This window comes from Rhodococcus opacus B4 (assembly GCF_000010805.1).
Classification (GTDB): Bacteria; Actinomycetota; Actinomycetes; order Mycobacteriales; family Mycobacteriaceae; genus Rhodococcus_F; species Rhodococcus_F opacus_C.
In genome coordinates this window covers 7558164-7571653 of the sequence record NC_012522.1, presented here as the reverse complement: position 1 = coordinate 7571653, position 13490 = coordinate 7558164, and the positions used below count along the sequence as shown (strand labels likewise).

General features: G+C 69.9%; 11 protein-coding genes. All 11 read right to left on the bottom strand.

The genetic code is table 11. From position 1 onward, the window contains the following. Nucleotides 1-61: 61 nt before the first annotated feature. The 11 genes from ROP_RS34490 to ROP_RS34440 all read right to left on the bottom strand — a co-directional run bounded on the left by ROP_RS34490 (nucleotide 62) and on the right by ROP_RS34440 (nucleotide 13487). Nucleotides 62-2080: a primosomal protein N' gene (locus ROP_RS34490; RefSeq protein WP_193384879.1), complete on the bottom strand. Its 2019-nt coding sequence runs from the start codon at nucleotides 2078-2080 to the stop codon at nucleotides 62-64. A gap of 46 nt (nucleotides 2081-2126) precedes the next feature. Then, nucleotides 2127-3341 carry a methionine adenosyltransferase gene (gene metK / locus ROP_RS34485; protein ID WP_005241739.1) on the bottom strand — a complete coding sequence of 405 codons (1215 nt, stop codon included), beginning with the start codon at nucleotides 3339-3341 and terminating at the stop codon, nucleotides 2127-2129. Between the two features lie 133 nt (nucleotides 3342-3474). After that, nucleotides 3475-4776, bottom strand: a complete 1302-nt coding sequence (gene coaBC / locus ROP_RS34480) for a bifunctional phosphopantothenoylcysteine decarboxylase/phosphopantothenate--cysteine ligase CoaBC (protein ID WP_015890612.1) — start codon at nucleotides 4774-4776, stop codon at nucleotides 3475-3477. A 14-nt stretch (nucleotides 4777-4790) separates the two neighbouring features. Then, entirely contained in the window at nucleotides 4791-5096 is a 306-nt protein-coding gene (gene rpoZ, locus ROP_RS34475) for a DNA-directed RNA polymerase subunit omega (protein WP_005241734.1), read from the bottom strand. 41 nt (nucleotides 5097-5137) lie between these two features. Then, nucleotides 5138-5761 (bottom strand): guanylate kinase, encoded by a 624-nt coding sequence (gene gmk, locus ROP_RS34470; RefSeq protein WP_015890611.1) that lies wholly within the window; start codon nucleotides 5759-5761, stop codon nucleotides 5138-5140. Nucleotides 5762-5769: 8 nt separating this feature from the next. Further along, a complete protein-coding gene (gene mihF / locus ROP_RS34465; protein ID WP_005262298.1) occupies nucleotides 5770-6090 on the bottom strand; it encodes an integration host factor, actinobacterial type in 321 nt (106 codons plus the stop codon). A 126-nt stretch (nucleotides 6091-6216) separates the two neighbouring features. Next, on the bottom strand, nucleotides 6217-7026 hold the full coding sequence (pyrF, locus tag ROP_RS34460; protein WP_015890610.1) for an orotidine-5'-phosphate decarboxylase: 810 nt from the start codon (nucleotides 7024-7026) through the stop codon (nucleotides 6217-6219). A gap of 29 nt (nucleotides 7027-7055) precedes the next feature. Continuing rightward, nucleotides 7056-10424 (bottom strand): carbamoyl-phosphate synthase large subunit, encoded by a 3369-nt coding sequence (gene carB, locus ROP_RS34455; RefSeq protein WP_015890609.1) that lies wholly within the window; start codon nucleotides 10422-10424, stop codon nucleotides 7056-7058. Next, a complete protein-coding gene (gene carA / locus ROP_RS34450; protein ID WP_015890608.1) occupies nucleotides 10424-11584 on the bottom strand; it encodes a glutamine-hydrolyzing carbamoyl-phosphate synthase small subunit in 1161 nt (386 codons plus the stop codon). The genes carB and carA overlap by 1 nt, the downstream gene beginning before the upstream one ends. Further along, on the bottom strand, nucleotides 11581-12147 hold the full coding sequence (locus ROP_RS34445; RefSeq protein WP_015890607.1) for a hypothetical protein: 567 nt from the start codon (nucleotides 12145-12147) through the stop codon (nucleotides 11581-11583). Before ROP_RS34445 ends, carA begins: the two co-directional genes overlap by 4 nt. After that, a complete protein-coding gene (locus ROP_RS34440; protein WP_043826941.1) occupies nucleotides 12144-13487 on the bottom strand; it encodes a dihydroorotase in 1344 nt (447 codons plus the stop codon). Before ROP_RS34440 ends, ROP_RS34445 begins: the two co-directional genes overlap by 4 nt. Nucleotides 13488-13490: the final 3 nt, after the last annotated feature.

Below are 13490 nucleotides of genomic sequence, written 5' to 3'. Positions count from 1 at the left end.
GCATCAACGATATATCGTCAATTGCGATCCGGCAAGACCGTTTTTCTGTGACGGCGGTCAACTACCCGATGCGGATGGGGTCGATCTGTACGCGCGCGGGCTGCGAATCCTTCCGCGCGCTGCGCACAGACTGCGCTTCGCCCAGCGCCTTGGCCAGCGGTTTCCCCTCCCCGCGGGGCACTCGAATCAGCATGCGCTCCACGTCCGCCGGCTCCGGTGCGTCACCGGAGAACGGCAGCCGCTCCCCGGCGGGCAATTCGACCGGGCCGAGCAATTCCGCATTCGCCGGCAGGTCGGCGAGTTCCAGGAGGTCGGCGATCGCCTTCGCACTGCCGTCGATCGCCGCGAGGTGGATGGCAGGCGGAAATCCGACCTCCGCCCGCTCCTCGTACTGCGCGCGCGCGTGGCCGACCGGATCCCAGCGGACCAGCGCCTGCACCGTCGGAATGCCCGAATCCGCGACCACGACCACCTGACCGCCGTCGGCGAACGGACGCACGAGGGACGACGCGGTCATCCACCGCCGCATCGTCTCCTCGGCGGCACGCAGATCGGGGCGCCCCAGCAGCGCCCAGCCGTCCAGCAGCAACGCCGCGCCGTAGCCGCCCGGCATCACCGGTTCGGCCCCGACCGTCGACACCACGAGGGTCGGGCCCTGCTTCACTTCGTCGACGACGTCCGATCCTCCCGACATCCGGACGGCGACCCCGGGGAAGGCGCGACCCAGTTCCTCGGCGGTGCGGCCCGCACCGACCACGACGGCCCGCAGCGCCCGTGCTCCGCATGCGTGGCAGCGGTGCGCGGCGTCGGCGACGCCACACCACCGGCAGGCTGGTGTTCCCGCCCCGTCCGGACCGGCCGCGGACGGCAGCGCGAGCGGCCCGTTGCAGCGCCGGCACCGCGCCGGCGCACGGCACTTGCCGCACGCGAGGCTGGGGACGTAGCCGCGCCGGGGAACCTGGACCAGCACCCCGCGGCCGGCGCCGAGAGCCTCCCGGGCGGCGGCGAAGGCGATGGCGGGCAACCGGGCGGCCCGTGCTCCGGGGTCGCGGGCCAGGGCGTGGTCGCTGTCCGCGAGTGCGGTGATCTTCGGGGCGGCCGCCCGCACGGAATCCCGGGACGCCACGAGGTCGTGCGCCCAGCCCGAGTCGACCAGGGCCTGGGCCTCCGCGGTGCGCGCATGGCCGGCCAGCACCACCGCACACCCACTGGCATACGCACGGAGGAGCGCCACCTCGCGGGCGTGCGGGTACGGCGCGCGCGGTTCGGAATGGTTGTCGTCCCCGTCGTCCCACACCACGATCAGTCCGGTGCGCGGTGTCGGCGCGAACACCGAACTCCGGGTTCCGACGACGACCCGGGCGGTCCCGCGCAACGCCGCCAGCCAACGCCGATACCGCAGGGCGGGTCCGAGACCGGCGGCGAGCCCGACGACGGCGTCCTTGCCCAGCAGCGTGCCCACCGCCGCGACCACCCGGTCGAGGTCGCGCTGGTCGGGGACCACGACGACGGTGCTCGCCCCGGTGGCGGCGACGAGCCCGGACAGTTCCGCGAGACGGCCCGGCCAGTTCTCCCCCGGCAGTGCCTGCCACACCGCGCGGGGGGCTCGCCCCTCGGCCAGTGCCGTCAGGAACGCGGCGCCGTGGACGTACCGGTCCCACCCGTCGGTGGCGATGGCGGTGCCGGACACCTCGGGCGGTTCGGACGCGGCCTCGGACTCCGCCCGCGCGTGCCTCGGGGGGATCGCGAGCCGCAGGACGTCCGCGCGGGTTCCGGCGTAGCGGCCGGCGACGAGGTCGACCACCCGGGTGATCTCCTCGGTCAGCACCCGCTCGGGCGAGATCACCCGTTCGAGCCAGCCGAATCGGCCCTGATGGTCGCTCGTCGCGGTGCGGGCCACGACGAATCCGTCGACGAGGCGGCCGGCGAACCGGATACGGACCCGGACCCCGGGTTGCGCGTGCACGTCGAGGTCCTTCGGCACGAGATAGTCGAACTCGCGGTCGAGGTGCGCGAGCGGAAGGAGCGGCAGCACCCGGGCGACCGGGTCGACTTCTGCCGCAACCTTTTCCGCGCTCACGCGGCGGCTCCTACCGCGGCGGCGCCCGCCGCGCCGTGACGACCGATCAGAGGCCTGCGGCTGCCCGCAGCTTCTCCGCCCGGTCGATGCTCTCCCACGGGAGGTCGATGTCGGTACGACCGAAATGACCGTACGCCGCGGTCTGCGCGTAGATCGGCCGCAGCAGGTCGAGGTCGCGGATGATGGCGCCCGGACGCAGATCGAACGTCTCGGTGATGGCCTGTTGGATCCGTGCCGGATCCGTCTTCTCGGTCCCGAACGTCTCGACGAACAGGCCGACCGGCGCCGCCTTGCCGATCGCGTACGCCACCTGGACCTCGATCCGGTCCGCCAGGCCTGCCGCGACCGCGTTCTTGGCCACCCAGCGCATGGCGTAGGCAGCCGACCGGTCGACCTTCGACGGGTCCTTGCCGGAGAACGCGCCGCCGCCGTGCCGGGCCATGCCGCCGTACGTGTCGACGATGATCTTGCGACCGGTCAATCCGGCGTCGCCCATCGGGCCGCCGAGCACGAACTTGCCGGTCGGGTTGACGAGCAGGCGGATGTCCGAGACGTCGAGTTCGGGCATGTCGATCTCCGCGAGAACCGAACCGAGCACCTTCTCCCGCAGATCCGGGGTGAGCAGGTTGTCGAGGTCGATGTCGGCGGCGTGCTGCGTCGAGATGACCACGGTGTCGAGTCGAACGGCCTTGTCACCGTCGTATTCGATGGTGACCTGGGTCTTGCCGTCCGGGCGCAGGTACGGGAGGACCCCCGACTTGCGGACCTCGGTGAGTCGCCGCGACAGCCGGTGCGCCAGCGCGATCGGCAGGGGCATCAGCTCCGGGGTGTCGGTGGTGGCGAACCCGAACATCAGTCCCTGGTCGCCCGCGCCCTGGCGGTCGATCTCGTCGTCGCTCAGTTCGCCGGTGCGGACCTCGTGCGAGTGGTCGACGCCCTGAGCGATCTCCGGGGATTGCGCCCCGATCGCCACGTTGACGCCGCAGGAATTGCCGTCGAAGCCCTTGGCCGAGGAGTCGTACCCGATCTCGAGCACGGTGTCGCGCACGATCTTGGGGATGTCGGCGTAGGCGGTGGTCGTCACCTCACCGGCGACGTGGACCTGTCCGGTGGTCACCAGCGTCTCGACCGCGACGCGGGCGCGGGGGTCGTCGGTGAGGAGCGCGTCGAGGATGGAGTCGCTGATCGCATCACAAATCTTGTCCGGGTGCCCCTCGGTCACAGACTCACTGGTGAATAGCCGACTACCGGACTGGCTCACAGAATTCCCTCTCGACAGTTGTCCTGAACAGCACTTGAAAACAGCTTAGCTGCGTAATACAACGAACGACCCTAGCGCCACCCCGGCGGGAGTGACCACCCTTAGAATCACCGAAACCCTGCCAAACGTTTCGTCAGAGTGTCCGGAAAATCTGGTCGACGGCGTCGAGCACCCGGCTCGCCATCAACGCCTTCGATCCGTGCTCGAGCGCGGACTCGGAACCGTCCGCTCCGAGCAGCCACCCGTCGTTGTGGTCGACCTCGAACGCCTTGCCCTCCCCGACCGCGTTGACGACGAGGAGGTCGCAGCCCTTACGCGCGAGCTTGGCCCGGGCGTACGTGAGGACGTCGCCGTCCGCGTCGCCGGTCTCGGCCGCGAATCCGACGATCACGGTGTTCGACGGGATCTCACCGTCTCTCCGAGCCTGGACGAGGCCGGCGAGGATGTCCTCGTTCTTGGTGAGTGCGATCGAGTCGGGCTCGCCGGCACCCTTCTTGATCTTGCTCGCCACCGTGGTGGTCGGCCGGAAGTCGGCGACGGCCGCGGCCATGATCACCGCGTCGAACCCGGGCGCGTGCTTGGCGACGGCCACCCGCATGTCTTCCGCGGTGCGCACATGCACCATGTCGACGGCGGCCGGGTCGGCGAGACCGGCGGTGTACCCGGAGACGAGGGTGACCTCGGCCCCGCGCTGCACGGCGAGCCGGGCGATGGCGTACCCCTGCTTGCCCGAGCTGCGGTTCCCGAGGAAGCGCACCGGGTCGAGCGGTTCCCGGGTGCCGCCCGCGGACACGAGGACCCGCCGGCCCTCGAGGTCACGGGGCAGCGCGTCGGGACGCTCGACCAGCAACGACGCCAATCCGACGATCTCGTCGGGTTCGGGCAGCCGGCCCGCGCCGGTGTCCTTGCCGGTGAGGCGGCCGGACGCGGGTTCGATCACGGTCACGCCGCGGGCGCGCAACGTGGCGACGTTGGCGGCGGTAGCCGGGTGCTCCCACATCTCCGTGTGCATCGCGGGTGCGAACACGACGGGACATCGCGCGGTGAGCAGCGTTGCGGTGAGCAGGTCGTCCGCGCGTCCCGCCACGGCCCGCGCCATGAGGTCGGCGGTGGCGGGCGCGATGACGACGAGATCCGCTTCCTGCCCGAGCCGAACGTGCGGAACCTGCGGGACGTCGGTGAACACACCCGTGTGCACGGGGTTGCCCGACAGCGCCTCGAACGTCGCCTTGCCGACGAACTCGAGCGCGGACTCCGTCGGGATGACCCGCACATGGTGTCCGGCCTCGGTGAAGGCGCGGATGACGGCGCAGCTCTTGTAGGCGGCGATGCCGCCGCCGACACCGACGACGATCCGCTTCCGCGCCCCCGCAGGCACCGGCTCCGGTGAATCCGTCACGTGCCCGGGGTGCGGGCCCGCTGCCTGGTCAGGCATCGCAGATCCTCCGCTCACTCGCCTTCGGTGTGCTCGAGAAGATCGGAGTGGATCTCACGCAGCGCGATCGACAGCGGCTTCTCCTGCAGGCCCGGCTCCACGAGGGGGCCGACGTACTCGAGGATGCCGTCGCCGAGCTGGTTGTAGTAGTCGTTGATCTGACGCGCGCGCTTGGCCGCGTAGATCACCAGCGCGTACTTCGACGACGTGCGGGCGAGCAGCTCGTCGATCGGAGGGTTGGTGATGCCGAGCGGGGTGTCGTAAGCCGGCAGGGCGCCGTGGCTGGGTGTGGCGGACGCTACTGCGGGGGTGCTGCTCACTCGGTATCTCCTGAAATTGTTCTGGCTAGTGGATGTGAGATCTAGTGGGTCGACTCGGACTGTTCCGGTCGTCCAACCAACAAGGATACCAACTCGTCGCACGTTCGGCTGACATCCTCGTTCACGACGACCACGTCGAACTCGTCCTGCGCCTCCAGCTCGACCCGGGCGGTCGCGAGACGCCGCTCCACGACCTCGGCGGATTCGGTGCCCCGGCCGGTCAATCTCTCGACCAGCACCTCCCAGCTGGGGGGCGCCATGAAGACGAGCAGAGCCTCCGGCATCGCGGCGCGAACAGCCCGCGCGCCGGCGAGATCGACCTCGACCAGCACCGGCCTGCCCTGCTCGATCGCCGCGCGGACCGGGGCGGCCGGGGTTCCCGACAGCTGGAGTCCGCCGTGGATCTCGGCCCATTCGAGCAGCTCACCGGAATCGATCATCCGCTGGAACTCGTCACGTGAGGTGAACCGGTAGTCCTTTCCGTCCACCTCGCCCGGGCGTGGATCGCGTGTCGTCGCGGACACGCTGAAGACGAGCTCCGGCATCCGCTCACGCAGGAGTCGCACCACGCTGGACTTACCGACGGCCGAGGGGCCGGCCAGTACCACCAGCCGACCCCTCCGCACTGCGGTCTTGCGCTCTGACACTTGTGCGTCAGCCACCACTGTCGTGCTCAGGCCTCGAAGTCGAACCTGGCGAGCAGGGCCTTGCGCTGCCGATCGCCGAGGCCACGGAGGCGACGGGTCGGAGCGATCTCCAGCTCGGTCATGATCTCCTGCGCCTTGACCTTGCCCACCTTGGGCAGCGCCTCGAGCAGTGCCGACACCTTCATCTTGCCCAGGATCTCGTCGTCCTCGGCGTCCTTGAGAACCTGCTTGAGGTCGGTGCCACCACGCTTCAGGCGCTCCTTGAGCTCAGCCCTGGCCTTGCGGGCAGCAGCTGCCTTCTCCAAAGCAGCAGCGCGCTGCTCATCAGTCAACTGGGGAAGGGCCACGGTTCCTCCGTCTCGTCGTTGGCAAATAGTCCAAACCACTGGATAACCAGCAGCGATAGCGACCGTACTCACGCCCGGCGCCGATTGCGAACCCACCCCCCGAGGTCAGAGCCGGATTCGGGTGGGCTATGAGAGTGCGGACTCGATCTCGTCACGCACCTTCACGGCCGCCTCGCGCAGTGCCACGGCCGACGGTCCCGCCCGGAGAACACCACGAGAACTGTTCGGCAACAACAGCTTTCGGGAATCGGGAAAAATGTCGGCGAGATCACCGGGAGTCGCGCCCTGGGCGCCGAGACCGGGCGCCAGAATCGGCCCGGAAAAATTCGACAAATCCAGGCCGTGTCCGCGTGTCGCGCCCACCACCAGACCCACCAGACCCGGCTGCGCGTCGTTGTGCCGGACCGCCGCGTCCACCACGGACTGGGCCACGGACACCCCTGCGGCCGTCCCCGCCGCCTGCAGATCGCCGCCTTCCGGATTGGACGTCCGGGCCAGCACGAAGAGCCCGCGGCCCTGCTCGGCCGCCAGCGACAGCGCCGGATCGAGGGCACCGAACCCCAGGTAGGGCGACACCGTCACGGCATCGGACGACAGAGCGGACTCCGGGCCCAGCCAGGACTGCGCGTACGCCGCCATCGTCGACCCGATGTCCCCGCGCTTGGCGTCGGCGACGACGAGCGTCCCTGCCTCTCTGAGGACCGAAATGGTGCGTTCGAGCACCGCGTACCCGGCGGAGCCGTACGCTTCGAAGAACGCCACCTGAGGCTTCACGACGGCCACCTCACCGACGAAGGCCTCCACGCAGATCTCCGCGAACGTCTCCAGCCCCTCGGCGGAGACGGGCAGCCCCCACGCCTGGAGCAGGCCCGGATGCGGGTCGATGCCGACACACAACCGCCCCCGGTGCTCGACCGCCGACGTCAGCCGATGCACCCAGGAGTGGTGGTGATGATGGTGTCCGCTCACGACGAGACGGCCCCGGTCGCGGGGGCCGCGACCACGGCGGGCGACCGCAGCCGCGCGTGCAGCGCCTGGAGCGACTGGACGCCGATGTCGCCGCGGATCGCGGCCTCGATGCCCTGCACCGCGGCGGAGGCTCCCTGCACGGTGGTGACGCACGGAATGTTCATCGCGACGGCCGCGCTGCGGATCTCGTAGCCGTCGACACGCGGTCCGGAGTTGCCGTACGGCGTGTTGATCACCATGTCGACCTCGCCGTCGCGGATCGTCTCGACGATGGTGCGCTCCCCCGCCTCCAGCTGCTCGCCGGAGTGCTTGTGAACCTCCTGGCAGGTGATCCCGTTGCGGCGGAGAACCGCCGCGGTGCCCTCGGTGGCCAGGATCCGGAAGCCCAGGTCGGCGAGCCGCTTGACCGGGAAGATCAGCGACCGCTTGTCCTTGTTGGCGACCGAGACGAACACCGAGCCCGAGGTGGGCAGCGAACCGTACGCGGCCGTCTGGCTCTTCGCGAACGCGGTGCCGAAGTCGGCGTCGATGCCCATGACCTCGCCGGTCGACTTCATCTCCGGGCTCAGCAGGGTGTCGACGCCGGTGCCGTCGGCGCGGCGGAACCGGTTGAACGGCAGCACCGCCTCCTTGACGGCGACGGGCGCGTCCGCCGGGGTCCAGCCGCCGTCACCGGTGGCCGGGAGCACGCCGCTCGTGCGCAGATCGGCGATGGACTCGCCGAGCATGACGCGGGCGCACGCCTTGGCGAGCTGCACAGCCGTCGCCTTCGACACGAACGGCACGGTGCGGCTGGCACGGGGGTTGGCCTCGAGGACGTACAGGATGTCGTCCTTGAGGGCGTACTGGACGTTGAGCAGGCCCTTCACGCCGATACCCTTGGCCAGCGCCTCCGTGGAGCGGCGGACGTTCTCGAGGTCGGCGCGGCCGAGGGTGATCGGCGGCAGCGCGCAGGCCGAGTCGCCCGAGTGGATGCCGGCCTCCTCGATGTGCTCCATCACGCCGCCGAGGTACACCTCGGTGCCGTCGCACAGCGCGTCGACGTCGATCTCGATGGCGTCTTCCAGGAACCGGTCGACGAGCACCGGCCGGTCGTCGGAGATCTCGGTGGCACGGGAGATGTAGCTTTCGAGGGACGCCTCGTCGTACACGATCTCCATGCCGCGGCCACCCAGGACGTACGACGGCCGCACCAGCACCGGGTATCCGATGCCGGCCGCGATGTCGCGGGCCCCGGCGAACGTGGTGGCGGTGCCGAACTTGGGAGCGGGCAGACCGGCGTCGACCAGCACCTTCCCGAACTCGCCGCGATCCTCCGCGAGGTCGATCGCCTCGGGGCTGGTGCCGACGATCGGCACCCCCGCCGCCTTCAGCCGCTTCGCCAGACCCAGCGGGGTCTGACCGCCGAGCTGCACGATCACACCGGCGACGGTGCCCGAGATCGACTCCGCCCGGTACACCTCGAGCACGTCCTCGAACGTGAGCGGTTCGAAGTACAGCCGGTCGGCCGTGTCGTAGTCGGTGGAGACGGTCTCCGGGTTGCAGTTGACCATCACGGTCTCGTAGCCGGCCTCCGACAGCGTCAGTGCGGCGTGGACGCAGGAGTAGTCGAACTCGATGCCCTGACCGATGCGGTTCGGTCCGGAACCGAGGATCAGGACCTTCGGACGCTCGGTCTGCGGGGCCACCTCGGACTCGGCCGCCGGGTCCAGTTCGTACGTGGAGTAGTGGTACGGCGTCTTCGCCTCGAACTCGGCGGCGCAGGTGTCGACCGTCTTGTAGACGGGGTGGACGTCCCACTGCTCACGCAGCGCGCGGACCGCGTCCTCGCCACCGATCTCGGGGCGCAGGGCCGCGATCTGCCGATCCGACAGGCCGTGGTGCTTGGCGCGGCGCAGAACCCGCTCGGTCACCTCGGGCGCCTCGCGCAGCGCGTCTCCGAGCTCGTGGATCTGCTGGATCTGGTCGAGGAACCACGGGTCGATCTTCGTGGCGTCGAACAGCTGCTCGACGGTGGCGCCGAGCGCGAACGCCTTCTCGAGGCCGTACACGCGGCCGTCGCGGGGGATGCTCAGTTCCGCGAGGAGGCTGTCGAGGTCGGCGGCCTCCACGTCGGGACCCGTCCAGTACCCGGCCCGCTTGGTCTCGAGGGAGCGCAGCACCTTGCCGAACGCCTCGGTGAAGTTACGGCCGATCGACATGGCCTCGCCGACCGACTTCATCGTGGTGGTGAGGGTGTCGTCGGCGCCGGGGAACTTCTCGAACGCGAACCGGGGCGCCTTGACCACGACGTAGTCGAGGGTCGGCTCGAAGCACGCCGGGGTTTCCTTGGTGATGTCGTTGACGATCTCGTCCAGGGTGTAGCCGATGGCGAGCTTCGCGGCGATCTTCGCGATCGGGAAGCCGGTCGCCTTGGACGCGAGCGCGCTGGACCGGGACACGCGCGGGTTCATCTCGATGACGACCAGACGCCCGTCGGCGGGGTCCATCGCGAACTGGATGTTGCAACCGCCGGTGTCGACGCCGACCTCGCGGAGGATGTCGATCGAGAGATCGCGCATCGCCTGGTACTCACGGTCGGTGAGGGTCATGGCGGGGGCGACGGTGATCGAGTCACCGGTGTGCACACCGACCGGGTCGACGTTCTCGATCGAACACACGATCACCACATTGTCGCGGCCGTCGCGCATCAGCTCGAGCTCGTATTCCTTCCACCCGAGGATCGACTCCTCGATCAGCACGTTGGCGGTGGGCGACGCGGCGAGGCCGCCGCCGGCGATCCGGGTGAGGTCCTCGTCGTCGTAGGCCATACCGGAGCCGAGCCCGCCCATCGTGAACGACGGCCGCACGACCACGGGGAAGCCCAGTTCGGCGACCGTGTCGCGGACCTCGTCCATCGTGTAGCAGACACGAGAGCGCGCGGACTCGCCGCCGACCTTGGCGACGATATCCTTGAACTTCTGCCGGTCCTCGCCGCGCTGGATGGCGTCGAAATCGGCGCCGATCAGCTCGACGTCGTACTTCTCGAGGATGCCCTGCTCGTGCAGCGCGACCGCGGTGTTGAGGGCCGTCTGCCCGCCGAGGGTCGCGAGGACGGCGTCGATCCGGTGCCCCTTCTCGGCCTCGAGGGCGATGACCTTCTCGACGAATTCGGCGGTGATCGGCTCCACGTACGTGGCGTCCGCGAACTCGGGGTCGGTCATGATCGTGGCCGGGTTGGAGTTGACGAGGCTGACCCGGAGGCCCTCCTCGCGCAGCACCCGGCAGGCCTGGGTTCCGGAATAGTCGAACTCACAGGCCTGGCCGATGACGATCGGCCCGGAGCCGATCACCAGGATGTGGGAGAGATCGGTACGGCGTGGCATTAGTTCTTGACTCCCTCGAGCAGGCTGGTGAAGCGGTCGAACAGGTACGCGGCGTCGTGCGGGCCCGCCGCGGCCTCGGGGTGGTACTGCACCGAGAAGGCGGATCCGTCGAGCAGGCGGACCCCCTCGACGGCGCCGTCGTTGGCGCAGGTGTGACTGACGACGGCCTTGCCGAACGGGGTGTCGAACTCCTGTCCGGCCTCCCCCTCCAGCGCGAACCCGTGGTTCTGCGCGGTGATCGCGATGCGACCCGTCTCGTGTTCGACGACCGGGATGTTGATGCCCCGGTGACCGAACTTCATCTTGTACGTGCCGAGACCGAGAGCGCGCCCGAGAATCTGGTTGCCGAAGCAGATGCCGAACAGGGGCAGTCCCTGCCCGATGACTTCCTTCGTCAGGTGCACGGCGCCGTCGGCGGTCGCCGGGTCGCCGGGACCGTTGGAGAGGAAGACGCCGTCGGCCTTCAGGTCCAGGATCTGCGCGAGCGTCGCGTCGGACGGGAGCACGTGCACCCGGATGCCGCGCTCGGCGAACATCCGCGGGGTGTTGGTCTTGATGCCGAGGTCGATCGCCGCGACCGTGAAGCGGGCGTCTCCCCCGGTCGGCTCGACGATGTACCCGCTGGTGGTGCTGACCTCGCCGGCGAGGTCGGCACCGAGCATCGACGGCTGGCCCTTCACCCGCTCGAGCAGCACGTCGGTGTCGGCGAGGGCGTCGCCGGAGAACACGCCGGCGCGCATGGAGCCGCGGGTACGCAGGTGGCGGACCAGGGCCCGGGTGTCGATGCCGGCGATCCCGACGACTCCCTGTTTGACCAGCTCGTCCTGCAGGGATCCGGTGGCCCGCCAGCTGGAGGTGCGGCGGGCGGGGTCGCGGACGACGTACCCGGCGACCCAGATCTTCGCCTCGGCGCTGCTGCCGGTGGGCCCGACGGACTCGTCGTCCTCGTCGTTCCACCCGGTGTTGCCGATCTGCGGCGCGGTGGCCACCACGATCTGGCGGTGGTAACTGGGGTCGGTGAGCGTCTCCTGGTAACCGGTCATGCCGGTGCTGAAGACGGCCTCACCGAGCGTCTGGCCGACGGCACCGAAAGTGGTGCCCCGGAATACCCGTCCGTCCTCGAGGACCAGTACTGCAGAGTCGGTGTCGTAGCCGCTCATGCGTTCTCTCCGTTCTGCTCGACCTCACCAGAGCTCGCCGCATTCGCTGAATCTTCACTGTCTGTCTTGCCGTCCGGTTTCCCCGCGCCCACCCAGGCGGGGTACACGGACTTGTCGTCGCTGCGGAATCCGGTGTCGATCTCGGTGCCGGTCGGCAGCTCCCACCGGATCACCAGGACGCCGTCCTTGCTCATGACCTTGCCCGCCAGGCCGCGCTCGGTGCGCACGGCCCGGACCGCGTCCTGCGGGATCCAGATCGCCGACGCCCCGTCGCGTTCGAGCAGGATCCCGGTGTCGTAGCGGGAGATCTCACCCGTCGCCCGGAAACCGAGGTCCCCGACCGCGATCCGGTCCTGCCAGCTGGGGGCGAGGGTGCTGCCCACGTACAGTCCGGTGGCCGGGGCGATCGTCTGCGCGCCCAGGTGCGCGGGCACGCCGGGAAGCTGCCCGATCCGGTCGGCCTGCCGCCGGGCGCGACCGCGCCAACCGACGTACATGAGGAAGATGGCCAGCGCCCAGAACGCGACGAGGCCGACTATCCACAGGATTCTCTCCACCGTCATCCCCTGCCGTTCCGCACCCGGACGCGGGCCTGGCCGTCGCTCGCGGTGATCCGGCCGCGCAGGATCGTCGTCGTCACCCGCGCCGGGAGAGTCATCGACTCGTACGGCGTGTTGTGGGCGACGCTGGCCAGATCGGGGCCGTGCACGGTCCATTCGGCGTCCGGGTCGATCAGCACGAGGTTGGCGGGCTCGCCGACCTCGATCGGGCGACCCTGGTCGTCGAGTCCGACGATCTCGGCCGGGCGCTCACTCATCACCCGGGCCACGCCGCGCCAGTCGAGCAGCCCCGTCCGGACCATCGTCTGCACGACGATCGACAGCGCGGTCTCGAGCCCCAGCATCCCGGGGCGGGCGGCCGCGAACTCGCAGCACTTGTCCTGCTCGGCGTGCGGCGCGTGATCGGTCGCGACGCAGTCGATGGTCCCCTCGGCCAGTCCGGCGCGGAGCGCGGCGACGTCACTCGCCTCGCGCAGCGGCGGGTTCACCTTGTTGACGGCGTCGTACGTCTCGAGCCGGGAGTCGTCGAGCAGCAGATGGTGCGGGGTGACCTCGGCGGTGATCGAAATACCTTGTCCGCGTGCCCACTTCATCAGTTCCACGGTGCCCGCGGTGGAGGCGTGACAGATGTGCACCCGCGCCCCGGCGTCGCGGGCGAGCAGTGCGTCGCGGGCGACGATCGACTCCTCGGCGGCGCGCGGCCAGCCCGCCAGCCCGAGCCGGGCGGCGGTGGGACCTTCGTGCGCGATCGCCCCGACGGTCAGTCGCGGCTCCTCCGCGTGCTGCGCGATGAGCACCCCGAGCGAACTCGAGTATTCGAGGGCCCGGCGCATGATCAGCGGATCGTAGACGCAGTGGCCGTCGTCGGAGAACATCCGCACCCGGCCGGTCCCGGACGCCATCGTGGCCATCTCGGCGAGCTGCTTGCCCTCGAGCCCGACGGTGACGGCGCCGACGGGGTGTACGTCGACGAGCCCGACCTCCTGCCCGCGGCGCCACACGTGATCGGTGACGACCACCGAATCGGCGACCGGGCTGGTGTTGGCCATCGCGAACACCGCGGTGTACCCGCCGAGCGCGGCGGCGGCCGAGCCGGAATCGATGGTCTCGGTGTCCTCCCGGCCGGGTTCCCGCAGGTGGGTGTGCAGGTCGACGAAACCGGGGAGCAGGATCTGCCCCGCCGCGTCGATCACCTCGGCGTCGGGCGCAGCCTCCTTGCCCGCGTCCGCACCGATCGCGGCGATGACGCCGTCACCGAGCAGCACGTCGGTGGGCTCGCCCTCGCCGTACAGCAGCACGTTCTTGATGAGCACTGTCTCTCCTGTCACTGCACTGTCACTCATCCC

Bases quoted from the DNA above. Each gene is read 5' to 3' on its own strand.
- ROP_RS34440 (WP_043826941.1), bottom strand. From the start codon at position 13,487: ATGAGTGACAGTGCAGTGACAGGAGAGACAGTGCTCATCAAGAACGTG.
- coaBC (WP_015890612.1), bottom strand. From the start codon at position 4,776: ATGCCTGACCAGGCAGCGGGCCCGCACCCCGGGCACGTGACGGATTCA.
- carA (WP_015890608.1), bottom strand. From the start codon at position 11,584: ATGAGCGGCTACGACACCGACTCTGCAGTACTGGTCCTCGAGGACGGA.
- carB (WP_015890609.1), bottom strand. From the start codon at position 10,424: ATGCCACGCCGTACCGATCTCTCCCACATCCTGGTGATCGGCTCCGGG.
- ROP_RS34445 (WP_015890607.1), bottom strand. From the start codon at position 12,147: ATGACGGTGGAGAGAATCCTGTGGATAGTCGGCCTCGTCGCGTTCTGG.